19 protein-coding genes are annotated in these 22,408 nt (G+C 72.8%); 9 read left to right on the forward strand and 10 right to left on the reverse strand.

The window, feature by feature from the left end; all coding sequences use genetic code 11:
* Positions 1–102 precede the first annotated feature (102 nt).
* Entirely contained in the window at positions 103–2,148 is a 2,046-nt protein-coding gene (locus ACFV2J_RS03490; protein WP_385083562.1) for an NAD(+) synthase, read from the forward strand.
* 4 nt (positions 2,149–2,152) lie between these two features.
* Here the strand turns inward: ACFV2J_RS03490 and ACFV2J_RS03495 are convergent, their stop codons facing one another.
* From ACFV2J_RS03495 to ACFV2J_RS03510, 4 genes are all read right to left on the reverse strand, one after another.
* Positions 2,153–3,376 carry an MFS transporter gene (locus ACFV2J_RS03495; RefSeq protein WP_385083538.1) on the reverse strand — a complete coding sequence of 408 codons (1,224 nt, stop codon included), beginning with the start codon at positions 3,374–3,376 and terminating at the stop codon, positions 2,153–2,155.
* Positions 3,377–3,579: 203 nt separating this feature from the next.
* Positions 3,580–4,617 carry an endonuclease/exonuclease/phosphatase family protein gene (locus ACFV2J_RS03500; RefSeq protein ID WP_385083539.1) on the reverse strand — a complete coding sequence of 346 codons (1,038 nt, stop codon included), beginning with the start codon at positions 4,615–4,617 and terminating at the stop codon, positions 3,580–3,582.
* Positions 4,618–4,837: 220 nt separating this feature from the next.
* The gene (locus ACFV2J_RS03505) at positions 4,838–5,458 is read right to left on the reverse strand and encodes a TetR/AcrR family transcriptional regulator (protein ID WP_385083540.1); all 621 of its coding nucleotides are present in this window, start codon (positions 5,456–5,458) and stop codon (positions 4,838–4,840) included.
* 111 nt (positions 5,459–5,569) lie between these two features.
* Positions 5,570–7,162: an MFS transporter gene (locus ACFV2J_RS03510; protein WP_385083541.1), complete on the reverse strand. Its 1,593-nt coding sequence runs from the start codon at positions 7,160–7,162 to the stop codon at positions 5,570–5,572.
* 406 nt (positions 7,163–7,568) lie between these two features.
* Between ACFV2J_RS03510 and panB the strand changes: the two genes are divergently transcribed.
* The 3 genes from panB (at position 7,569) to ACFV2J_RS03525 (ending at position 10,508) form a co-directional block, all read left to right on the forward strand.
* Entirely contained in the window at positions 7,569–8,456 is an 888-nt protein-coding gene (gene panB / locus ACFV2J_RS03515; RefSeq protein WP_385083542.1) for a 3-methyl-2-oxobutanoate hydroxymethyltransferase, read from the forward strand.
* A 196-nt stretch (positions 8,457–8,652) separates the two neighbouring features.
* The gene (locus ACFV2J_RS03520; protein WP_385083543.1) at positions 8,653–9,687 is read left to right on the forward strand and encodes an ATP-binding cassette domain-containing protein; all 1,035 of its coding nucleotides are present in this window, start codon (positions 8,653–8,655) and stop codon (positions 9,685–9,687) included.
* A complete protein-coding gene (locus ACFV2J_RS03525; protein WP_385083544.1) occupies positions 9,684–10,508 on the forward strand; it encodes an ABC transporter permease in 825 nt (274 codons plus the stop codon). The genes ACFV2J_RS03520 and ACFV2J_RS03525 overlap by 4 nt, the downstream gene beginning before the upstream one ends.
* 36 nt (positions 10,509–10,544) lie before the next feature.
* Here the strand turns inward: ACFV2J_RS03525 and ACFV2J_RS03530 are convergent, their stop codons facing one another.
* Positions 10,545–13,931 carry a BTAD domain-containing putative transcriptional regulator gene (locus ACFV2J_RS03530; RefSeq protein ID WP_385083545.1) on the reverse strand — a complete coding sequence of 1,129 codons (3,387 nt, stop codon included), beginning with the start codon at positions 13,929–13,931 and terminating at the stop codon, positions 10,545–10,547.
* Positions 13,932–14,176: 245 nt separating this feature from the next.
* On the opposite strand from ACFV2J_RS03530, the gene ACFV2J_RS03535 reads away from it, so the two are divergent.
* Positions 14,177–14,977 carry a site-2 protease family protein gene (locus tag ACFV2J_RS03535; protein ID WP_385083546.1) on the forward strand — a complete coding sequence of 267 codons (801 nt, stop codon included), beginning with the start codon at positions 14,177–14,179 and terminating at the stop codon, positions 14,975–14,977.
* On the opposite strand, the gene ACFV2J_RS03540 is transcribed toward ACFV2J_RS03535, so the two are convergent.
* From ACFV2J_RS03540 to ACFV2J_RS03550, 3 genes are all read right to left on the reverse strand, one after another.
* Entirely contained in the window at positions 14,967–15,182 is a 216-nt protein-coding gene (locus tag ACFV2J_RS03540; RefSeq protein WP_385083563.1) for a hypothetical protein, read from the reverse strand. The two genes, ACFV2J_RS03535 and ACFV2J_RS03540, sit on opposite strands and share 11 nt — an antisense overlap.
* Before the next feature lie 188 nt (positions 15,183–15,370).
* Positions 15,371–16,075, reverse strand: a complete 705-nt coding sequence (gene npdG, locus ACFV2J_RS03545; RefSeq protein ID WP_385083547.1) for an NADPH-dependent F420 reductase — start codon at positions 16,073–16,075, stop codon at positions 15,371–15,373.
* Positions 16,076–16,121: 46 nt separating this feature from the next.
* Positions 16,122–17,207 (reverse strand): exo-alpha-sialidase, encoded by a 1,086-nt coding sequence (locus ACFV2J_RS03550; RefSeq protein WP_385083548.1) that lies wholly within the window; start codon positions 17,205–17,207, stop codon positions 16,122–16,124.
* 79 nt (positions 17,208–17,286) lie between these two features.
* On the opposite strand from ACFV2J_RS03550, the gene ACFV2J_RS03555 reads away from it, so the two are divergent.
* Positions 17,287–17,889 carry a hypothetical protein gene (locus ACFV2J_RS03555; protein WP_385083549.1) on the forward strand — a complete coding sequence of 201 codons (603 nt, stop codon included), beginning with the start codon at positions 17,287–17,289 and terminating at the stop codon, positions 17,887–17,889.
* A gap of 310 nt (positions 17,890–18,199) precedes the next feature.
* The gene (locus ACFV2J_RS03560; protein ID WP_385083564.1) at positions 18,200–19,471 is read left to right on the forward strand and encodes an MFS transporter; all 1,272 of its coding nucleotides are present in this window, start codon (positions 18,200–18,202) and stop codon (positions 19,469–19,471) included.
* Between the two features lie 257 nt (positions 19,472–19,728).
* Here ACFV2J_RS03560 and ACFV2J_RS03565 read toward each other — a convergent pair whose 3' ends face one another.
* Complete coding sequence (locus ACFV2J_RS03565) at positions 19,729–19,959, reverse strand: hypothetical protein (RefSeq protein WP_385083550.1); 231 nt, start codon at positions 19,957–19,959, stop codon at positions 19,729–19,731.
* Positions 19,960–20,018: 59 nt separating this feature from the next.
* Here ACFV2J_RS03565 and map point away from each other — a divergent pair, with 59 nt between their 5' ends.
* Positions 20,019–20,876, forward strand: coding sequence for a type I methionyl aminopeptidase (gene map, locus ACFV2J_RS03570; RefSeq protein WP_385083551.1), 858 nt, complete (start codon positions 20,019–20,021; stop codon positions 20,874–20,876).
* Between the two features lie 249 nt (positions 20,877–21,125).
* A complete protein-coding gene (locus ACFV2J_RS03575) occupies positions 21,126–21,773 on the forward strand; it encodes a heme oxygenase (biliverdin-producing) (protein WP_385098116.1) in 648 nt (215 codons plus the stop codon).
* Between the two features lie 72 nt (positions 21,774–21,845).
* On the opposite strand, the gene ACFV2J_RS03580 is transcribed toward ACFV2J_RS03575, so the two are convergent.
* Positions 21,846–22,408: PhzF family phenazine biosynthesis protein (locus ACFV2J_RS03580; protein ID WP_385437170.1), on the reverse strand; the 563-nt coding region annotated here is incomplete at its 5' end.

Consider the following 22,408-nt stretch of genomic DNA (forward strand, 5'->3'; position numbering starts at 1 on the left):
CTCGCGCGGGGTGGGCCCGGCCCTTCGCCATGGGCGTCCGCGCGTGGGGCGCCCCACACCCCATTGTGTCGCTCTGACGATTACACTGGGCGGGTGCCTTCTCTGAACTTCCGGTCGCTCTATCAGCACGGCTTCGCACGCGTCGCCGCCTGTACGGGCCACACCGTCATCGCGGACCCGCCCGCCAACGCCGAAGCGGTCCTGCGCCAGGCGCGCAGGTGCGCCGGGGAGGGCGTCGCCGTCGCCGTCTTCCCGGAGATGGGACTGTGCGGCTACTCGATCGAGGACCTGCTGCTCCAGGACGCGCTGCTCGACCAGGTCGAGGAGGCGCTCCGGACCGTGGTGGCGGGGTCGGCGGAACTCCTGCCGGTCCTGGTCGTGGGCGCCCCGCTGCGCCACCGCAACCGGGTCTACAACTGCGCGGTGATCGTGCACCGCGGCCGGGTCCTCGGTGTCGTGCCCAAGTCGTACCCGCCCAACTACCGGGAGTTCTACGAGCGTCGGCAGATCGCGGCGGGCGACGACGAGCGCGGTGGCACGATCCGGGTCGACGGGGAGTCCGTGCCGTTCGGTGTGGACCTGCTGTTCGCCGCGGACGACGTCCCGGGCCTGGTGCTGCACACGGAGATCTGCGAGGACATGTGGGTGCCGGTGCCCCCGAGCGCCGAGGCGGCCCTGGCGGGCGCCACCGTCCTCGCCAACCTCTCCGGCAGCCCGATCACCGTCGGCCGGGCCGAGGACCGCAAGCTGATGTGCCGCTCGGCGTCGTCGCGCTGCATCGCCGCGTACGTCTACGCGGCGGCCGGCCTGGGCGAGTCGACCACCGACCTGTCCTGGGACGGACAGACCATGATCTACGAGAACGGGGCGCTGCTGGCCGAGTCCGAACGCTTCCCGCTCGACGACCAGTTCGCCGTGGCGGACGTCGACCTCGACCTGCTGCGGCAGGAGCGGCTGCGGACCGGCAGCTTCGACGACAACCGGCGCACCCACACGCCCCGCACCGCCGATTTCCGCACGGTGTCGTTCCGGCTCGACCCGCCGGCCGGCGACCTGGGCCTGCGGCGTCGCGTCGAGCGCTTCCCGTTCGTGCCCGCGGACCCCGACCGGCTGGCCCTGGACTGCTACGAGGCGTACAACATCCAGGTCGCGGGGCTCCAGCAGCGGCTCGCGGCGATCGGTGGCCCGAAGGTCGTCATCGGGGTGTCCGGAGGGCTCGACTCCACGCACGCGCTGATCGTCGCGGCCCGCGCGATGGACCGGGCGGGCCGCCCGCGCAGCGACATCCTCGCCTTCACCCTGCCCGGCTTCGCCACCAGCGACCACACCAAGGGCAACGCGCACGAGCTGATGCGCTCCCTCGGCGTCACGGCGGCCGAGCTGGACATCACGCCGACCGCCCGGCTGATGCTGGAGGAGATGGAGCATCCCTTCGCGTCCGGCGAGCCCGTGTACGACGTCACCTTCGAGAACGTGCAGGCCGGACTGCGCACCGACTACCTGTTCCGGCTCGCCAACCAGCGCGGCGGCATCGTGCTCGGGACCGGTGACCTGTCGGAGCTGGCGCTCGGCTGGTCCACGTACGGCGTGGGCGACCAGATGAGCCACTACAACGTCAACTCGGGTGTCCCGAAGACGCTGATCCAGCATCTGATCCGCTGGGTCATCGGCACCGGCCAGTTCGGCGAGGAGACCGGCCGGACGCTCGCCGCGATCCTCGACACGGAGATCAGTCCGGAGCTGGTCCCGGGCGAGGAGATGCAGTCGACCGAGTCGAAGATCGGCCCGTACGCGCTGCACGACTTCACGCTCTTCCACGTGCTGCGCTACGGGTTCAGGCCGTCGAAGATCGCCTTCCTCGCCTGGCACGCGTGGCACGACCCGGACGCGGGCGCCTGGCCGCCCGGCTTCCCCGAGGCCGAGCGGGTCGCGTACGACCTGCCGGAGATCCGGCGCTGGCTGGAGGTGTTCTGCCGCCGCTTCTTCGGGTTCGCGCAGTTCAAGCGCTCGGCGATGCCGAACGGGCCGAAGGTCTCGGCGGGCGGTTCGCTCTCGCCGCGCGGCGACTGGCGCGCGCCGTCCGACGGTTCGGCCCGCACCTGGCTGCGTGACCTGGCCCGCTTCGACCCGCCGGAGACGCGGGACTGACCGTTCAGCGGCGCAGGGCCTCCGGCCGGTCGGGGACGTGAGCGGCGACCAGCCGGCCGTGGGTGACCGCCGGGGCGGCCCCGTGACGGCGGTCGACCGTGTACGCCGTCCCGGCGACGGCCAGGCCCAGCACGGCGAGGACGGCTCCGGCGAGCGCCGGGGAGGTGGCGCCGAACCCGGCGGCCAGCGCGAGCCCCCCGATCCACGCGCCCCCGGCGTTCGCGAGGTTGAACGCGGCCTGGTTCGCGGACGACGCCAGCGACGGGGCCGCGGAGGCCTTCTCCATGACCATCAGCTGGAGCGGCGAGCCGGTGACGAAGGCGGCCGTGCCGAGCAGGGTGACGGCGAGAGCGGCACTCCACTGCGCCGACATCAGCAGGGGGAAGAGGGCGAGCACCGCGACCATGGAGGCGAGGCCGCCGAAGAGCGTGCCGCGCAGGGAGTGGTCCGCCAGCCGTCCGCCCACCAGGTTGCCCACCGTCGCGCCGACGCCGAACAGCGCGAGCAGCAGCGTGACGCTGGACTCGGCGTACCCGGCGGACCCGGTGAGCATCGGCGTGACGTAGCTGTACGCGGAGAACAGCGCGCCGAAGCCGGCCACCGTCGTCCCCAGGGCCAGCCAGACGGGGAGGGACCGCAGGGCCGCCAGTTCGCCGCGCAGGCCGCCGGTGGCCGCGTGGGTGTGGTCGTGCGGGATGAGCAGCGCCAGCGAGGCGATCGCCGCCAGGCCGATCACGCTGACCCCGAGGAAGGTGGCCCGCCAGCCGAAGTGCTGGCCGATGAACGTGGCCACCGGCACGCCCGCGATGTTCGCGACGGTCAGCCCGAGGAACATCAGCGAGACGGAGCGCGCCTTGCGCTCGGGCGCGACGAGGCCGGTGGCGACGACGGCGCCGACGCCGAAGAAGGCACCGTGCGGCAGACCGCTGAGGAAGCGCGCGGCGAGCAGCCAGTGCTGGTCGGGGGCGAGGGCGGAGAGCGCGTTGCCCGCGACGAAGAGGACCATGAGGCCGATCAGGACCTTGCGGCGGGACATCCGGGCGGTGGCGGCCGCGAGCAGCGGAGCGCCGACCACCACGCCGAGCGCGTACGCCGAGACCAGGTGTCCCGCGGTGGGGATGGATATGTGGAGGTCGTCCGCGACGTCGGGCAGCAGGCCCATCATCACGAACTCGGTGGTGCCGATGCCGAAGGCGCCCACGGCGAGGGCGAGCAGGGCCAGGGGCATGAAGGGGCCTTTCGAAGGAGCGGAGGGGCGGGGCGGGGGCCTCGCGGGGGTGAGCCGACGGGCCGGCGGGCGGGGAGGACGGACCGGGTCGGCCGGAGCCGGGGCCGTTCGGCGCGCACGGAGGCGCCCGTGCACACCGGTGTGCACGGGCTTCGTAAGTTCAGCTATGGAACAAACTCTGTCAGGCCCAGTATTCCAGCAGGTTAAGACCCGGTTGCCGCGACCTTCACACGGGCGGCGATCGGAAGATGGTCGCTGGTGGTCTCGGGCAGCGTCCAGGAGGTCACCGGCTCGACGCCCTTGACCATGATCTGGTCGATCCGGGCCATCGGGAACGACGCCGGCCAGCTGAACCCGAAGCCGCTGCCCGCCGCGCCCTGGGTGGAGCGCATCTGCGAGGTGACGCCGTTGAGGGAGCGGTCGTTCATCGTGCCGTTGAGGTCGCCGAGCAGGACGATCCGCTTCATCGGCTCGTCGGCGATCGCCTCGCCCAGCGCGTCGGCGCTGCGGTCGCGCTGGCGGGCGGTGAACCCGGCCTCCAGCTTCACCCGGACCGAGGGCAGGTGGGCGACGTAGACGGCGACGCCGCCGTCCGGCGTGGCCACCGTCGCCCGCATCGCCCGCGTCCAGCCCAGCTTGATGTCCACCGGCCGGGCCCTGGTCAGCGGGTACTTGCTCCACAGTCCGACGGTGCCCTGCACGGAGTGGTACTTGTACGTGGCGGCCAGCGCCTTCTCGTACGCCGGGACCGCCGTGGCCGTCAGCTCCTCCAGGGCCAGCACGTCGGCGCCGGAGGCGGCCACGTCGTGTGCGGTGCCGGACGGGTCGGGGTTCTCCGCGTTGACGTTGTGCGTGGCGACGGTGAGGTCGCCGCCGCTGCCGGTCCTGTCGACGAGCAGGCCGCCGAAGAGGTTCAGCCAGACGACCGCGGGGAGCAGCACGGCGATCAGGGCGCTCGCGGACCTCCGTACCAGCGCGAGGGCCAGCAGGACCGGGACGAACAGGCCCAGCCACGGCAGGAACGTCTCGGTGAGACTGCCGAGGTTGCCGATCCGGTTCGGGATCTGCGCGTGCAGCAGCATCACGAGCGCGAGGAGCAGCGCGAGCGCGGCGAGGATCAGGCCGCGGCGCCAGATGCCGCGGTCGCCGCGCCATCTGTCCAGCAGGCGCCGAAGCCGGGGTCCTCGGCGCTCGGGCCCCGAGCCGCCGCTGCCCGTCTCCGTCATATACGCCTGCGCCATACCGTCGCCTCACAACCTGCCGTGCACACCGTCAGCCCCGCGGTTACGACCCTAGGGGATGATCGGTGCCGTTCCTGCCGTCCCATGACGGCCGTACGGGCACGAGGACGAACAACTCGGGTTCCGGAGTTCCGAATCGGGGGCGGAGCGCGCCCTCTGTGACGAAACGCGCACATTCGACCCACCCTTCGCCCGGGTGAACCGATGTCGAACAGATGGGCTAACGTCCGGGCGGGCGGAGGCCCATGAGCACCGCGTCGACGATCTGCTCCGCGAGGTCCTCGGGGAGTTCTGCCTCCGGGCGCATCACGGCGCGCACCAGCATGGGTCCGACGAAGAGGTCGTTGATGACCTCTATGTCCACGTCGTCACGGAGTTCGCCGTCGCGCTGTCCGCGGCGCAGGACTTCGAAGGTGGTCCGGCGCCGCGGTTCGATGACGGTGGCCTGGTAGGCCGCCCAGATCTTCGGGCTGGTCTTTATCTGGGCGTAGACGTTGTGCAGGAGCGCGGACGACCGGCTGGCCAGTCCCCGCTGGCGCAGCGGTTCCAGAAGGGCGATCAGATCGTCGCGCATCGAGGTGCCCGGGAGTTCGGCGTCCGGGGGTTCGGCCGCTCGCATGACGTCGACGAAGAGTTCGTCCTTGCCGCTCCAGCGGCGGTAGATGGTCGCCTTGCCGACGCCCGCGGTGCGGGCCAGACGTTCGATGGAGATGTCCGCGAGCGGGACACCGTCCTCGAGGAGCTTCATCGCGCCTTCGATGATGGAGCGTTCGGCGGCCTCGCTGCGGGGGCGCCCCCGCGGGGAACCCTCGTTCCTGGCCCGGCTGTCCGCGAGGCTCACGTGTCGCTCCGTTCCTTCGTCCTGTCCTGGTGGTTCTTCCCGGTCTACGGCGTGTACGGCCCGTGGGGCACCCGGTGCCGGTGCAAGGGGTGCCCCCGCCGCGTACTCCCGTCAGTGCTCCGCGGTCACCAACTCCGTCCGGTCCTCGTCCTGTTGCCGGGTGGGCGGACGGCCCGGCAGGAACACGGCCACGATGACCGCGCCCACGATCGCGACCCCCGCGCCGCACAGGGCGGTCACGTGCATGGCGTGCAGGAAGGCGTCGTTGGCCGGGGTGACGAGGGCGTCGCCCCTGGGGCCGAGCTTGGCCGCGACACCGAGGGTGGCCTCGATGGACTCGCCCGCGGTGTGGCGCAGGCCGGGCGGGAGCAGGGAGAGCTTGCCCTCGATGCCGTTGCGGTAGGCCGAGGAGAGGACCGAACCGAGGACCGCGATGCCGAGGGCGCCGCCCACCTGGCGGAAGACGTTGCTCAGGGCGGAGGCGGAGCCGGCCTTCTCGCGCGGCAGCGCCTGCATTATGACGACGCTCGTCGGGGTCATGATGTGCGCCATACCGGTGCCCATCAGGAAGAAGATGACCTCGAGGAGCCAGATCGGGGTGTCCGCCTTCAGCGTCGCGAACGCGCCGAGCATCGCGGCGAGCAGCAGCAGGCCTCCCGTGCAGGTGGCGCGGTTGCCGATGCGGTCGACGACGAGGCGGGCGCGCGGCGCGAAGATGAGCTGGGCGGCGGCGAGCGGCAGCATCAGCACGCCGGTCTTCAGCGGCGAGTAGCCGCGCACGCTCTGGGTGTAGAAGACGGAGAAGAAGGTCACGCCCATCAGCGCGAAGAAGACGAGCGCGATGGCGGCGATGGCGGCCGAGAAGACCTTGTTCTTGAAGTACGAGACGTCGATGGAGGGGTGGTCGCTGCGCTTCTCGTAGACGACGAAGGCGACGAGGACGGCGACTCCGGCCCCGATGGTGGCGAGGACCGTCGCGTCGGTGAAGGAGGCCAGCTGGCCCCCCTTGATGATGCCGTAGACGAGCAGCACGAGCCCGATGACGGACAGGACGACACCGACCAGGTCGACGCGGCCGGGGTTCGGGTCGCGGGAGTCCGGGACCAGCCAGAACATCAGGCCGAGCGCGAGGACCACGATCGGCACGTTGATCAGGAAGACCGAGCCCCACCAGAAGTGGGCGAGCAGCACACCTCCGGTGATCGGGCCGATGGCGATGGCGAGACCGACGCCGCCGGCCCAGATGCCGATGGCCTTGGGCTGCTCCTCGCGCTCGAAGACGTTCATGAGCACGGCGAGGGTGGCGGGCATCACGAAGGCGGCGCCGAAGCCCATGACGGCGCGGAAGACGATGAGCTGGACGGGCGAGCCCGACTCCGCCGCCAGCGCCGAGCCCACTCCGAAGACGGCCAGACCCGCGAGCAGGACCTTCTTGCGGCCGAGCCGGTCGCCGAGGAGGCCCGCGGTGAAGAGCAGTCCGGCGAAGACGAGCGTGTAGGCGTTGATGGCCCATTCGAGCTCGCTCTGCGTGGCGCCGAGTCCGGTGGGCGCCGGGGTGGAGATCGTCTTGATCGCGACGTTGAGGATCGAGTTGTCCAGCACCACGATCAACAGGCTGAGCATGAGCACGCCGAGAATGGCCCAGCGGCGCCGGTGCACCGCTTCGGGCACACGCCGTTCGGCGGGGGCAGCGGGAGTTGTCATGGGCGGGAGCCTAACGAAATTCGATACGGAACCGTATCGTATCGTAAATCCTTTACGGAGGCCTTACCAAGCGACCCGGACCAATGGGACGGATGGGCCGTACGGGCCATCCGGGCCCCACGTGCCGGCCCCGGCGTACAGGGCCGGACCGCCCCGTACGCCGGGCCGGCGATGGCGGCCGGCCCGGCGCGGGCCCGACCCGAACGGCTGAACTCCCCGGCGCCCCGGAACCGGCCCCGGAGCGCCGGGCCGGGTGGACGAATCCACGGAAAGGCGGATCCCGGAGGCGGAGGATGAGACGCGTGTCGCTCGACCCGGTCTGGCCCCCGGTGGCACGAGGTGCCACCATGGAGGGGGTCCGGGGACGCCGTCAGGGCGCCTCGAGATGACAGAAGGAGCCGTTGCGATGACGCAGCTCTCGGCTGCCCCGAAGCAGCCCGCGGACGGTGCGCGGGCCACCACCGACAGCGCCAGGGCGCTGTACGGAGGCAAGAGCACCCGCCGCATCACGGTCCGCGACATCACCGCGGCCAAGGAGCGCGGCGAGAAGTGGCCCATGCTCACCGCCTACGACGCGATGACCGCGTCCGTCTTCGACGAGGCCGGCATCCCGGTGATGCTCGTCGGCGACTCGGCCGGCAACTGCCACCTCGGCTACGAGACGACCGTGCCCGTCACCCTCGACGAGATGACGATGCTGTCCGCCGCGGTCGTCCGCGGCACCAGCCGCGCCCTGATCGTCGGCGACCTGCCCTTCGGCTCGTACCAGGAGGGTCCGGTCCAGGCCCTGCGCTCCGCCACCCGGCTCGTCAAGGAGGCCGGGGTCGGCGCGGTGAAGCTGGAGGGCGGCGAGCGCTCGCACCGCCAGATCGAGCTGCTCGTCGAGTCCGGCATCCCCGTCATGGCGCACATCGGCCTCACCCCGCAGTCCGTGAACTCCATGGGCTACCGCGTCCAGGGCCGCGGCGAGGAAGCCGCCCAGCAGCTGCTGCGCGACGCCAAGGCGGTCCAGGACGCGGGCGCGTTCGCCGTCGTCCTCGAACTGGTCCCGGCCGAACTCGCCGCCGAGGTGACCCGCACCCTGCACATCCCGACCGTCGGCATCGGCGCCGGACCGGAGACGGACGCGCAGGTCCTGGTGTGGACCGACATGCTCGGTCTCACCGGTGGCAAGGTGCCGAAGTTCGTGAAGCAGTACGCCGATCTGCGCGCGGTCATGGGCGACGCGGCCCGCGCGTTCGCCGACGACGTCGTGGGTGGAACGTTCCCGCTGGAGGAGCACTCCGTCCACTGACGTCACCAGGCCCCACCGAGCCATTGCGGCACGAAGACAGCCCGCCGAACTTCCCCCGTCGGCGGGCTGTCGCCGTTCCCGGACCGCGGTGCGCGCACCGCCCGCCGACGGCCTCCGTCGGCGGCCTGTCGGTGACCGCCGGACGCTGTAGGCACCCTGTAGGCGGTTTGTCGGTGGGCACTGACATCTTGAGGGCATGACGCGAATCGACAAGAACCCCGGCAGCGGCGCCCGCAGCGCCGTCACCGTGCGGGGACTGGTCAAGCACTACGGCGAGACCAAGGCACTGGACGGCGTGGACCTGGACGTCCACGAAGGCACCGTCCTCGGCGTGCTCGGTCCCAACGGCGCCGGCAAGACCACCCTCGTCCGCATCCTGTCCACCCTGGTCAAGCCCGACTCCGGCCTGGCGACGGTGGCCGGCTACGACGTGCTCACCCAGCCCCGCCAGCTGCGCCGGGTGATAGGCCTCACCGGCCAGTACGCCTCGGTCGACGAGAAGCTCCCCGGCTGGGAGAACCTCTACATGATCGGGCGGCTGCTCGACCTGCCCCGCAAGGAGGCCCGCAGGCGCTCCGACGAGCTCCTGGAGCGCTTCTCCCTCACCGACGCCGCCAAGCGCCCCGCGTCGACGTACTCCGGCGGTATGCGCCGCCGTCTCGACCTCGCCGCCTCCATGATCGGCCACCCGTCCGTCCTGTATCTGGACGAGCCGACCACCGGGCTCGACCCGCGCACCCGCAACGAGGTGTGGAAGGAGGTCAAGCGCATGGTGGCCGACGGCGCGACCGTACTGCTCACCACCCAGTACATGGAGGAGGCCGAACAGCTGGCCTCCGAGCTCACGGTCATCGACCGCGGCAAGGTCATCGCGAACGGCCGGATCGACGACCTGAAGGCACGGGTCGGCGGCCGTACGCTGCGCATCCGCCCGCTGGACCCGCTGGAACTGCGCCCGCTGGCCGCCCTCTTCGACGAGCTGGGCCTCACCGGTCTCGCCTCCTCGGCCGTGGACATCGAGACCGGCACCGTGGTGGTGCCCATCCTCAGCGACGAACAGCTCACCGCCGTGGTCGGCGCGGTCAGCGCGCGCGGCATCACGATCGCCTCCATCTCCACCGAACTGCCCAGTCTGGACGAGGTGTTCCTGTCCCTCACCGGCCACAAGGCCAGTGCCCCGCAGGACCCGGCCCCCGCCGCCGCCCCCGCCTACGAGGAGGTCTCCGCATGAGCACCGCCGTCGCCGAAGCCCCCCTCGCCGCCCAGGGCGACCCGCGTATCTCGCCCCGGGCCCACGCGCGCCACATCGGCGCCCTCGTCCGCCGCAACCTGCTGTGGATCCGCCAGGACCCGGAGTCGATGTTCGACGCCGTCCTGATGCCGGTCGTCTTCACCCTGCTGTTCGTGTACGTCTTCGGCGGCTCCATCGGGCAGTCGCTCGGCGGCGGCCAGGACAGGTACGTGCAGTACGTCGTGCCCGGTCTGATGGCGATGACGGCCATGAACATCGCGACGGCCGTCGGCACCGGCTTCAACCAGGACTTCCAGACCGGTGTCATGGACCGCTTCCGCACCCTGCCGATCGGCCAGGGCTCCGTGCTCTTCGCCAAGATCGTGGTGGAGCTGATGCGGATGCTCGTCGCCACGACGATCCTCCTGGTCGTCGGCGTACTGGTCGGCTTCGACATCACCAACTGGCCGGGCCTGTTCGCCTCGGTGGGACTCTCCGTCCTCTTCGGCTCGGCCCTGATGTGGATCTTCCTGGTCCTCGGCGTGACGATGAAGAACGCGCAGTCGGTACAGGCGATGGGCTTCCTCGTCCTGATGCCCCTGCAGTTCGGTTCGTCGATCTTCTCGCCGACCGGGACCATGCCGGGCTGGCTGCGCGCCTTCACCGACTACAACCCGCTGTCCTCGCTCGCGGACACCACGCGCGGCCTGATGGTGGGCGGCCCGGTCACGCACAGCCTGTGGGTGACCCTCGCCTGGACGGCAGGACTCACCGTGGTCATGGCGCCGATCGCGATCCACAAGTTCCGTACCAAGAGCTGACGTCCACCCGGGTCATGACCGGGACCCCGGCTCGCGTCACACGAGGGCGGCGGCCTCCTCCAGGGAGAGCGCGCCGCCCTCGGCGTACGCGCTCTCGTACGTCCCGTCGTCCAGCAGGGCCCGTACGCCGGCCTCGGCCCGCACCCGCACCTCGTCCTCCATCGGGCCCACGAAGTGGCCCGGCGGCAGCAGCCGGTCGGCCGCGCCGAGCAGCACGGCCGCGTCCCGCACCCGGCGTCCGCCGTCCAGGCCCGTGAGGGCGACGGCGGCGGTGGTCAGATGCGCGGAGGTCATGTGCGGCGCGATGAGCTGCGACAGCGGATCGCCCGCCCGCTCCAGCGCCCTGCGCACCTTCACCAGGGCCGCCTCGTGCAGCCCCTCCAGCGCGTCCAGCCAGGCCTCGATGCCCAGCACGAAGCCGTCGAAGACCACGAAGGTGACGGCCTCGAAGTCCGCGCGCAGCTGCCGCATCTGCTCGCGCGCCTCGGACACCCGGCCGCTGCGGGCCAGCCACATCGACAGGAACAGCCGGGAGGCGGGCATGGCCTCGTTCAGAGTGCCCTCACCCCGGGCCAGCACGTCCCGCAGCATCCGTTCACCGCGCTCGCTCTCGCCGGACTCGATGAGGACGCCGCCGAGCCGGGTGCTGAGCACCGCCGTCTGCGCGTGCGCGCCGAGCCCCTCGGCGTGCTCCATCGCCTGGGCGTAGTCGCGGGCCGCGAGCTGGTAGGCGCCCCGGCGTTCATGGGCCTCGCCGCGCGCCGAGAGCGCCTCGGCCGCGCCCCAGGCGTCGCCGATCCGGGTGAAGATCTCCAGGGCCTCGTCCGCGTCCCGGACCGCGTCGCCCGCCCAGGTGGCCCGGTTGGCCAGGACGTTGGCGCGCATCTGGAGGGCGACGCCGAGCTCCCACGCGTAGCCGAGCTCGCGGCAGGTGCGGACGGTCTCGTCGATGACGGCGCGCATCCGGTCCATGTCCCCCGTCATGATCACGGCGTAGAACCAGAGGTTGCCGGGGCTGCGGCAGGTCTGCGGCAGGCCCGGGCTGTAGGCCCGGCTGATGGCACGCAGTTTCACCTGGGCCTCGGGGGTCTCCCAGGCGCCCATGTCCATGTCCATACAGGCGAGATGGACGAGATGCAGGCCGCGGCGGGCCTCGTCGAGCATCTCGGGGCGCATCGGCGGCGGGGCGTCCGTGCAGCTCTCGGCCAGCGCGGGGACCGGCCGCAGGGGTTCGGCGAAGGGGTCGGGGCCGAGGGCCATGACCTCGGCGGACCAGTGGCGGGCCATCAGGCGCAGGTCACGCATCTGCCAGTACCAGGCCAGCGAGAGGACGAGGCAGAGCGCCTCCTGTTCGTCACCGGTGGCGACGGCACGCTGGAGGGCGGCCCGGAGGTTCTCCGACTCCCGTTCCATCCGCTCGATCGCCGCGCGCTGGCCGGTACCGCGCAGCTGGGGGTCGGTGGTGCGGGCGAGTTCCCGGTAGTACGTGAGGTGGTGGCGCTCGGCGGCGGAGCGCTGCCCGGACTCGTCGAGCCGTTCACCGGCGTACTCGGCGACCGTCTCCAGGAGCCGGTAGCGCATCGCGCCGTCGCCGGAGGGGGCGGCGACGACGAGGGACTTGTCGACGAGCGAGCCGAGCGCCTCCAGGGCCACCGGCCCGCAGACGGCCTCGGCGGCGGCGAGGTCGCAGCCGCCCGCGAACACCGACAGCCGCCGCAGGACGTCCCGTTCGTCCCCGTCGAGCAGGTCCCAGGACCAGTCGACGACGGCCCGCAGGGTCTGCTGGCGCGGCAGCACCGTACGGCTGCCCGAGGTCAGCAGCCGGAACCGGTCGTCGAGCCGGTCGGCGATCTGCCGCGGGGTGAGCATCCGCAGCCGGGCGGCGGCGAGTTCGATGGCGAGCGGCAGGCCGTCCAGCCGGCGGCAGATCTCCGCGGCGGCCTCGGCGGTCCCGGCGTCGGCGTCGATCCGGAAGCCCGGCCGGGCGGAGGCCCCGCGGTCGGCGAACAGCCGCAGCGCGAACGGCTCCGGCAGCGGCTCCACGGGCCGCAGCAACTCCCCCGGTACGCCGAGGGGTTCACGGCTGGTGGCCAGCACGGTCAGCCCCGGGCACCGCTCCAGGAGCTCCTCGGCCAGTCGCGCCGCGGCGTCCACGACGTGCTCGCAGTTGTCGAGGATGAGCAGCATGCTGCGCTTGGAGCAGTACTCGGCGAGCCGGTGCAGGGGGTCGTCGTGCCGGTCGGAGGCGGCCCGCATCTCCTCGGCGCCGGCGCCGCGCAGCACCGTCTCGCGGGCCCCGACGGCGGTGAGTACGGCGTCGGGCACGGCCTTCGGGTCGTCGACCGGCGCGAGTTCGGCCAGCCACACCCCGTCCCGGACCCCGGAGGCGGCGGCCTCCGCCGCCTCCTGCGACAGCCGGGTCTTGCCGGCGCCGCCGGGGCCGAGCAGCGTCACCAGCCGCGCCGAGGCGAGGTCGCCCCGGATGGTGTCGATGTCGGCCTGACGTCCGACGAACGAGGTGAGCCGGGCACGGAGGTTGCCGGGAGGCGCGGACGCGGCGGGGGCACGGGGACCTCCCTGGACCGCGGGAAGGTACGGGGCGGGCGCGGGGGGCTGCCGGGTCGGCGCCGGGGTGCGCGGTGCGGACGCGGTACGGACCTCGGCCGCCGGGGCCCCCGGGGACCGTGCCGGGCCGGCCGGGCGGAGCAGTTCTCCGTGCAGCGCGCGGAGCTCCGGGCCGGGATCGGAGCCCAGCCGGTCGGCCAGCAGCACGCGCAGCGACTCGTAGGCGGCCAGCGCCTCGGCCGGGCGGCCCGCGTCGCGCAGGGCGCGCAGCCGCAGGGCGTGCAGGGGCTCGTCCAGGGGGTGGAGGTCGCACAGGGCGGTGAGTTCGGGCAGGGACTGTTCGGCGTGACCGAGTGCCAGGGCCGCGCCGAGGCGGGCGCGGCGCACGTCGAGGCGGCGGGTCTCCCAGCGGGCCGACTCGGCGGCGCGGTCCGGGAGGTCGGCCAGAGCCGGCCCGTGCCACAGCGCGAGGGCGTCGTCGAGGATCACGGCCGCCTTCGACGGGTCGCCGTCGGCGAGCGCCCGGGCCCCCTCGCCCGCGAGCCGCTCGAAACGGTGCAGGTCGATGTCGTCGGCGGCGGCGACGAGCCGGTAGCCCCCGTCCACCGAGTCCACCACGCCCGCGCCGAGCGCCCGCCGCAGCCTTCCGACCAGCGCCTGCAGCGCGGCGGGCGCGGCGGCGGGCGGGTCGTCGCCCCACACCTCGTCGACCAGGAGGGCGGCGGGCACGGTCCGGCCCGGCCGCAGCGCGAGCACGGTCAGCAGGGCGCGCAGCCGTGCCCCGCCGACCGGGACGGCGGTGCCGTCGGCGCGAAGGGCCTGGGTGGTTCCGAGGATGCGGTAGCGCACGGGGTCCATTGTCTCCGGTGACGTCAGGTGCGGGCGTCGGGTGTGGCGGACCGGGCCCGGAGCGGGGTGCCGGCCCGGGGTGGGACACCGGGCGAGGACCCCGCTTCGGCCCGTTCCGGCGGTCGGGGCGCCGCCGTCCCGTACGGCCATGGCCCCACCCTCTCCGGAACCGAGGACCGATCGCGAGACGTTTTCCGTCCTGGCCCGGTACGGTCGGGCAGGCCCAGCACACGCGTACCAGTCCAGGGAGTCCCATGACCACCGCCGCGTCCCGTCGCAGCGACCGGAGGATCAGCCCCGTCTTCGTCGGGATCGTGGCCGTGATGGCGGTGACGGGCTGGGCGACCTGGACCGGGTTCGCCGAGCAGCCCGGTGTGGCCGTCTTCCTGTTCGTGACCGCGGCCTGGATCGTCTCCCTCTGCCTGCACGAGTACGCGCACGCGCGCACGGCGCTGCACAGCGGTGACATCTCGATCGGCGCGAAGGGCTATCTGACGCTCAACCCGCTGAAGTACACGCACGCGTTGCTGAGCATCGTGCTGCCGGTGATCTTCGTGATCATGGGCGGGATCGGTCTGCCCGGCGGCGCGGTCTTCATCGAGCGGGACCGCATCCAGGGCCGCTGGAAGCACAGCCTGATCTCGGCGGCGGGTCCGCTGACGAACGTGCTGTTCGCGGTGGTGTGCACGGCGCCGTTCTGGCTGCACGCGCTGGACGGCGTGCCGCCCGCCTTCCAGTACGCGCTGGCGTTCCTCGCGCTGCTCCAGGTCACGGCCGCCATCCTGAACTTCCTGCCGGTGCCCGGCCTGGACGGCTACGGCGTGATCGAGCCCTGGCTGTCGTACGGCGTCCGCCGCCAGGTGGAGCCCTTCGCGCCGTTCGGCCTGCTCGCCGTGTTCGCGGTGCTGTGGATCCCGTCGGTGAACACCGTGTTCTTCGACGCGATCTACTCCATCCTGGGCGGCCTCGGCATCGACGACCTGCACCGTTACTGCGGCCAGAACCTCTACCGCTTCTGGGACGGCGTCGACCAGTTCTGCAGCGTCAGCCGGTGACGGAACCGGACCGGCGGCGCAGCCGGCCGCGCCGCGCGTAGTACCAGGTCATGTTGGACGACAGCCCGGCCAGCAGCACCCACACGATCCCCAGCCAGCTGCCCTGGACGAAGGAGACCACGGCCGCGGCGACGGAGAGGACACAGACCGCGAGGGCGTAGAAGGCGAGTCGCCGGGTCGGGTCGGACGAGGGCGAGGCGGACATGGGGGACGGCTCCTGACAGACGGACGGATCGCTGGTGCTGCGGCGTCCAGTGTCCCTCATGTCCGTGTCCCTCATGTCCGTGTCCCCCCTGCCCCGTGCCCCGTGCCCCACGCCCGACCCGGGCCCGTGCGGCCGCCGCGCGTCTACGCGTCCGTCACCCGTACGTCCGCCATCCGTACGGCCGTCGCTTATACGTCCGTCACCCGCAGGCCCGCGTGGGCCTTGTAGCGCCGGTTCACCGAGATCAGGTTCGCGACCAGCGACTCGACCTGGTGGGCGTTGCGCAGGCGGCCCGCGAAGACCCCGCGCATGCCGGGGATGCGGCCGGCGAGCGCCTGCACCAGTTCGACGTCCGCGCGCTCCTCGCCGAGGACCATCACGTCGGTGTCGATCTCCTCGATCTCCGGGTCCTGGAGGAGCACCGCGGAGAGGTGGTGGAAGGCGGCCGTGACCCGCGAGTCCGGCAGCAGGGCCGCGGCCTGCTCGGCGGCGCTGCCCTCCTCCGGCTTCAGGGCGTACGCGCCGTTCTTGTCGAAGCCGAGCGGGTTGACGCAGTCGACGACGAGCTTGCCCGCCAGTTCCTCGCGCAGGGCTTCCAGGGTCTTGCCGTGCCCGTCCCACGGCACGGCGACGATCACGAGGTCGCTGCGGCGGGCGCACTCGGCGTTGTCGGCACCCTCGACGCCGTGCCCCAGTTCCTCCGCGGCGGCCCGCGCCCGCTCCGCGGCACGCGAACCGATGATCACCTTCTGGCCCGCCCTGGCGAGCCGGTAGGCCAGGCCCTTGCCCTGGGGACCGGTGCCGCCGAGCACGCCCACGACGAGCCCGGAGACGTCGGGAAGGTCCCAGGGGTCCTTGGCGGGGGCCTTCTGTGCGCTGTCAGTAGAGGTCATGGGCCGACCTTACGTGCGCGGATCGCGGCTCGGGGGCTGTGGGGGCTCAGGTGAGGGCGGTCACCGGGACGCGCCGGAAGGTGATCGTCTCGTACGGGCCGAAGTCGCCGGTCTCGTAGAGGAGTCCCACGGTCTCCGCGTCGACGCGGACCAGATCGCAGTACGCGGCGGGCAGTCCGTCGACCGTGTGCACGGGCCGCCAGGTGGTGCCGCCGTCGGCGGAGGCGCGGACCGTCATCAGGGCGCGGGCGGCGGGGTCGGCGGGTCCCGCGTACAGGAGCAGATCGGGATCGCGGAGCTGGAGGACGCTGCCCTGGACCACCGGGGTGACGAGCCCCGCCTGCGGACGGAAGGGTTTCAGCAGGGTCCGGCCGCCGTCCGCGGAGTGCGCGTCGGCGCGGCAGCCGGGCGACGGGGAGTCGTTGCGGGTGTTGAAGTAGACGCGACCGTCGGGGAGTTCGGCGGCGGTGGTCTCGTTCGCGTTGACGTATCCGTCGGTGTTCTCGTCGAGGTAGCCGAGGTACCAGCTCGCGCCGCGGTCGTCGCTGAGGAGGCAGTGCCCGCTGTTGTACCTCGCCTCCGTGCCGTTGTCGGTGCCGACGGGCGGCAGGGTGTGGTTGCCGGGCACGACCACGCGGCCGGTGGTGAGCTGGATCGCGTGCCCCGGCGTGGTCGCGTACCACCGCCATCCCGCTCTCTTCACCTGCGCGGTGATCTCCCGCGGCGCGGACCAGGTGAGGCCGTCGTCGTCGCTGTACTGCACCCACACGCGACGGCCGTCGGCGGCGCTCACCCTGCCCCGCAGGATGGCGTCCTCGGTGGCGGTGGCCGCGGCACGGACGTGCACGAGCAGGACGCGGCCGGTGTCGAGGACGACGGGGGCGGGGTTGCCGGCGAGGTCGGCCCCGTTCTCGGCCACGGCCTGCGGCGCACCCCAGGTGCGGCCGCCGTCCGTCGACCGTTTCAGGACGATGGCGATGCGGCCGTGGTCCTGGGCGGAGTCGGTCCGGCCCTCGCAGAAGGCGAGCAGGGTGCCCGCGTGGGTGACGACGAGGGCGGGGATCCGGAAACTCGCCCGGCCCTCGCTCCCCGCGCGGAAGGGGACGCTGGTCACTGTGTTCGGTTCGGTCATGGGCGGGCTCTGCCCCACTTGGGCGAATTCATGGTGAACTCCGCCTGACGAGTCGTCGGTTGCGGCAGGATGCGTGCGCATGGATGCCGTACGGGTCGCGTTGCTGCGCGAGGTCCTGGCCGGGACGGAGTGGCCGGGGGCCACCCGGCGGTTCGCGGGGGCCCTGCGCGGCTCGGTGGTGTCGTACGGGGGCGGGCTGCTGCTCGTGGGCACGGCGGAGTACGAGCCGTGGCACCTGGCCGCGCACCTGGTGGACGAGGCCGCCTGGTCGGGCACGCCGGAGCTGTCGCCGACGCTGGTGCGGCACGGGGCGCGGGCCTCGGACCCGGCCCATCTGGCCGTGGGTCTCGGCCGCGTCGAGGCCGCGCGCCGCGGGGAGACCCTGCTCGTGGTGGCGCCGTCCGCTCCCGGGGCGCCGCTCCTGGAGCGGGTCCACGACGCCCGGCGGGCCGGCGCGACCGTGCTCGCGCTCGACGCCGGTGACCGTGAACTGGGCGCGATGGCGCACGAGGCCCTGACCGTGCCGCCGGAGCACGAGCTCGACCTCGACACCGTCCAGCACCTCGTCAGTGCGGCGGCCGGGGAGAACACCCTGCCCTCGCAGCGGGGGCGCCGCCGTCTGCGCGACCGGCTCTCCCGGCTCGCGGACCAGCTGACGGCGCCGCCCGCGGCACGGTGGTAGGCGCCTCACCGCCCCCCCCAGCGCCCCGCCGACCCGGCACGCCGCCACCCCACCGCCCCAGCACGCCACCACTCCGCCGAGCCGCCCGGACCTGCCCACGTACCGGCCTCGTCCGCGCGGAAAAGCGGTTGCCGCCCGGGGAGGACGCCGTTCAGCATGACCCCACGTGACCGAAGAAGCCCCCGCGCCCCCGGCCCCGCCGACCCGGGTCGTACCACCCCGTGACGACGTCTCCCCCCGCTCCCCCGACTCGCCGGACACGCGGGCCGACCACGCCTCGCCCGGCGCACCGGCCCCGCGTGCGCGGTCGCTGCTCCCCGATCTCGCGCCCTGGCGGGCGTCCGCCGACTTCCGGCGGCTGTGGCTGTCCGGGCTGATCACCCACTTCGGCAGTTCGCTGACCCTTGTCGCGCTGCCGGTGCAGATGAAGGTGCTGACCGGGTCCGCGGTCGCCGTGGGCGCGATCGGCGCCGTGGAACTCGTCCCGCTGATCGTGTTCGGACTGTACGGCGGGGCGCTGGCCGACGCCCTGGACAAGCGGAATTTGATCGTCCGAACGGAGGCCGGACAGGGGCTGCTCTGCGCGGGGCTGCTGGTCGACGCGCTGATGCCGACTCCCGCGGTGTGGCCGCTGTACGCGGTCGCCGCGCTCTCCTCCGCTCTCGGAGCGGTGCAGCGTCCCGCGCTGGACTCGCTGGTGCCGCGGATCGTGGCGCACGAGCACCTGCCGGCCGCGGCCTCGCTGAACTCGCTGCGCTGGTCGGTCGGCGGGGTCGCGGGGCCCGCGCTCGCCGGGGTCGTGGTGGCCTACGCCGGGCTCGGCTGGGCGTACGCCGTGGACCTGGCGACCTTCGTGGTCTCGGTGGCCCTGGTCCTCGGGCTCGGGGCGTCACCGGCCGCGCACGAGGCCGCGCGGCCGTCGCTGAGGTCCATCGCGGAGGGCGCGCGGTACGCGTGGAACCGCAAGGAGCTCCTCGGCACGTACGCGATCGACCTGGCGGCGATGTTCTTCGCGATGCCGCTCGCCGTGCTGCCGTTCCTGGCGGACGAGCTCGACGCCGAGTGGTCGCTGGGGCTGATGTACGCGGCGCTGCCCGCCGGGGCGCTGCTGGTGACGCTGACCAGTGGATGGACCTCCCGCGTCCACCGGCACGGGCGGATGGTGGCCCTCGCGGCGGCCTGCTGGGGGCTGGCCATGGTGGGGGCCGGGGCCGTCCACGACGTGGGGCTGGTGCTGCTGTTCCTCGTCCTCGCCGGGAGTTTCGACATGGTCAGCGGGATCTTCCGGGGCGCGATGTGGGACCAGACGATCCCGGACGAGCTGCGCGGCCGGCTGGCCGGGATCGAGCTGCTGTCGTACTCCGTCGGACCCCAGCTGGGGCAGGTGCGGGCCGGTGGGATGGCCGCCTGGACGAGTGTGCGCACCTCGGTCTGGGCCGGGGGTGTGATCTGCGTGGGAGCGGTGGGACTGCTGGGGCTCTGCCTGCCGGGGCTGATGAGGTACGACGTACGGACGAACGAGCACGCCGTACGGATGCGCTCCGCCCGGGGACGGGCCGTGCCCTCCCACCCGCACCCCTGAGGCCGCCCGCCCCGGTGGGGGCCGCGACGGGGAGAGGGGCGAGGGGCCTCGGACGGGGACGAGGCCGTCCCCTGGGGACGCCGGACGGGGGCGGTGCCCCTCGGCCCTGGCCGACGTCGAGTCCGTCCTCGTAGCCGATGCCGCCGTGGACCGGCCGGAGTGTCGCGTCCCGTCCGTGCGGTCACCGGCGCAATGCGCCCGGGCGGCGCCCCGAACGGCCGTCCCGCCGGAGGGCCGCGCCCGGGGCCCGGCTGGGGTCAGTCGTCGTCCGGATTCCGGTCCTGGGCGTCGTGCCACTTGGGGTCCGTCTCCCACTCCAGGTTGCGTTCCTGGGCGGTCTCCATGGCGTGTTCGGCCTCCGCACGGGTGGTGTACGGGCCGAAACGGTCCTTGGCGGGGCAGTCCGGCCCCTCCTCGACCTTCTGGTGGACGAGGCAGTAGTACCACTCGCCGGGCTTCCCGACGGTCCGCTTCTTGAAGAGGGCCATGACCTGCTCCTTTCGCCACGGACATAGTGCCCCCATGCCCGCTGGTTAGACTCGCTGGCATGTCTGGCCAGTCGCTGCTCGTACCAGGAGAGCTCTCTCCCACCCGTCCCGTCCCGGGAAACATCAGGCGTCCCGAGTATGTGGGCAAGCCCGCCCCGACGCCGTACACCGGTCCGGAGGTGCAGAACGCCGAGACGGTCGAGGCGATGCGGATCGCCGGCCGGATCGCCGCGCAGGCGATGGCGGAGGCCGCCAAGCTGATCGCGCCCGGCGTCACCACGGACGAGCTGGACCGCGTCGCGCACGCGTACATGTGCGATCACGGCGCCTACCCCTCGACCCTCGGCTACCGCGGTTTCCCCAAGTCGCTGTGCACCTCCCTCAACGAGGTGATCTGTCACGGCATCCCCGACTCCACGGTCCTGCGGGACGGCGACATCATCAACCTCGACGTGACGGCGTACATCGGCGGGGTGCACGGCGACAACAACGCGACGTACCTGGTCGGCGACGTGGACGAGGAGTCGAGGCTGCTGGTCGAGCGGACCCGGGAGTCCCTCGACCGCGCGATCAAGGCGGTCAGGCCCGGCCGTCAGATCAACGTCATCGGCCGCGTCATCGAGTCGTACGCCAAGCGCTTCGGGTACGGGGTCGTGCGGGACTTCACGGGACACGGGATCAACTCCTCGTTCCACTCCGGACTGATCGTTCCGCACTACGACAGCCCGCACGCCACGACCGTCATCCAGCCCGGGATGACCTTCACCATCGAGCCGATGCTCACGCTCGGCACGCACGAGTACGACCTGTGGGACGACGGCTGGACGGTCGTGACGAAGGACCGCAGGCGGACGGCCCAGTTCGAGCACACCCTGGTGGTGACGGACACCGGCGCGGAGATCCTGACCCTGCCGTAGTCCCGCCCGCTCCCGGCTCCGCCGCCGGGTCCTCTCCGTCGAAGCCCGCCCCGTCCTGCCGGACGGGGCGGGCTTTCGTGTGCGCGGCGCCGCCGGCCTCACCAGGGAGGTCGACGCGGATCCGGGGTACGGTTTTACCGACAGCCTGTCGGAAACCTTGCCGACAGGGAGTCGACAACGACGTTGACTTAGGTAAGGCTAACCATACAAACTCCGAGTGGTTCTCGTTCCCTCGGCCCCGGAGGTCCCATGGACCCGTTCTCCACGCTCATCCGCACCGCCTCCCACGAGCAGCACACGGAGGCGGAGACCTCGACGTTCATGAGTGACCTGCTCGGCGGCAGGCTCGGGGTCGACGCGTACGCGCGCTACACCGAGCAGCTGTGGTTCGTGTACGAGGCCCTGGAGGCGCACGCCGGGACCCTGGCCGCCGACCCGGTCGCCGGGCCCTTCATCCAGCCGGGCCTGCTGCGCCGTGCCGCGCTGGAGCGGGACCTGACGCATCTGCGGGGCGCCGGCTGGCGCTCGACGCTCACCGCGCTCCCGGCGACCGAGACGTACGCGGCGCGGGTCGCGGAATGCGCCCGCGCGTGGCCGGGCGGCTACGTCGCCCACCACTACACCCGCTACCTCGGCGACCTCTCCGGCGGCCAGATCATCCGTGACAGGGCCGAGCGCACCTGGGGCTTCGCCCGGAAGGGCGACGGGGTCCGCTTCTACGTCTTCGAGGACATCGCCAACCCGGCCGCGTTCAAGCGCGGTTACCGCGAACTCCTGGACGCGGTCCCCGCGGACGACCTGGAGCGGCAGCGGATCATCGCGGAGTGCAAGCGGGCGTTCGCGTTGAACACGGCGGTGTTCGGCGCGCTGGACGAGGAGTTCCGGCTGAGCGCCTGACCCCCCGAGCCGTACGGACCCGCCCACGGGTCACCGGGCGGGTCCGCGGCGCGCCGGGCCGGTCGTGTCGTGTCAGCGCTCCAGGAACACCCGGCCGCCGACCTCCACCCATCCCTCCGGCTGCGGCGCGGTGAGGATCTGGGAGCCCCCGCCCTGGACGATGTTGAGCGCGCGGCCGAGCCGGGCCGTCAGCAGGAGGGCCGCCGCCCCGGTCGCCTCGTCCTCCTCGATGCCGTCGTCGCGGCCGGGGAAGGCGCGGGCGCGCACCCGGCCGGCGGACTCGTCCTCCCAGGCCCAGGCGTAGATCCACTCGCCCCGTGGCGGGACGGGGAGGGCCTCCACCTCGGCCGCCGACGCGTACCGGCGCAGGGTGCGGGGCGGCGCCCATTCGGGCCGCGCCTCGATCCAGCTGAACTCGCCGTCCAGCCGGACCCCCACCACTCCGGCGGGCGTGACCAGTTCGGGTACGTCGAGCAGCCATCCCACCCCGACGCAGGGATGCCCGGCGAAGGGCAGGCGCAGGGTCGGGGTGTAGATGTGGGGGCGCCCCCGCGCGGGGGGCGGGGCGGGGACCGGGCCGGGGGGGCCCGCGGTTGGGCGCGCGCGCGGGCGGGGGCCGGGGGGCGGGCGCGCCC

Source organism: Streptomyces sp. NPDC059668 (genome assembly GCF_042734135.1).
Classification (GTDB): Bacteria; Actinomycetota; Actinomycetes; order Streptomycetales; family Streptomycetaceae; genus Streptomyces.